The sequence below is a fragment of the Vibrio genomosp. F10 str. 9ZD137 genome, from assembly GCF_049974785.1.
Taxonomy (GTDB): Bacteria; Pseudomonadota; Gammaproteobacteria; order Enterobacterales; family Vibrionaceae; genus Vibrio.
In genome coordinates this window covers 1-942 of sequence record NZ_JBNGCJ010000706.1, presented here as the reverse complement: position 1 = coordinate 942, position 942 = coordinate 1, and the positions used below count along the sequence as shown (strand labels likewise).

The following is a 942-nucleotide window of genomic DNA, read 5'->3' as shown; positions in this document are numbered from 1 at the left end:
GTGTGGAAGTCAAAATGATCGCAATGTAAGCGCCCATGCTTAGGTCGATACCAAATAACTGAGCAAAGAAGATTGCAACCAGACCGTAGTAAATCGCATTGCCTGACATGTTGATTGTTGCACCTAAAGGCAAAACAAAAGAAGCGGTAGAATTACGAACGCCAAGTTCTTTTTCAACCGTTTCCATGGTGACTGGTAATGTCGCCATAGAAGAAGCCGTTGAAAGAGCAACCGCTTGTGGCTTCTTCATTGCAATTAGGAATTTCTTAGCTGAGGTCTTAGTAAAGAGTTGAATCATCAACGGGTAGACGATGAAGCCAAAAATCAGAATCGCAGCGGTGTAAACCAGAAACAGTTTGAAAACGATCATTAAGGCTGAGAATCCAAAAGTACCCACGGCTTCAGCCATTAAGCCGAACACCCCTAAAGGAGCGATGACCATTACTTTGTTGATCATCCATACCATGGCATCAACAATCGTGTTTACGCCATTGATGATTGGATCGCGTTTCTCTTTTGCTTGCTGAGAAAGTGCCACACCGAAGAAAAGGCAAAAGACTAGGATCTGGAGGATGTTTTCATCGTTGAGTGAACTAAAAATGTTGGTTGGGATCATACCAGTGATGGTCGCCCAGAAAGTGGGTAGCTCACCTTTCGCTGCATATTCAGCAGAGAACATGCCTTCAACACCAGAAACATCAATGCCGATTCCTGGTTGAAATACTTCGCCCATAAAAAGTGCTAGCGCAACGGCTAAAGCGGAAGTAATACCAAAAAATCCTAGAGTCGTGAGGCCAACTTTTCCTGCTGACTGGCTGCTGCCTAAGCCCGCAGCGCCTGAAATAAGTGCGACCGCAACCAATGGAATGACCAACATTTTAATCAGTGCAATGAAGATGGCACCCATTGGAGCGAACATAACAGCGCTTTCGCCCATAAGAC

At 45.0% G+C, this 942-nt stretch carries 1 protein-coding gene; it reads right to left on the bottom strand.

Annotated features, from left to right (window positions below; genetic code table 11):
* On the bottom strand, positions 1–942 hold a 942-nt coding region (locus tag ACP45E_RS16825; protein ID WP_069585291.1), incomplete at both ends, for a dicarboxylate/amino acid:cation symporter.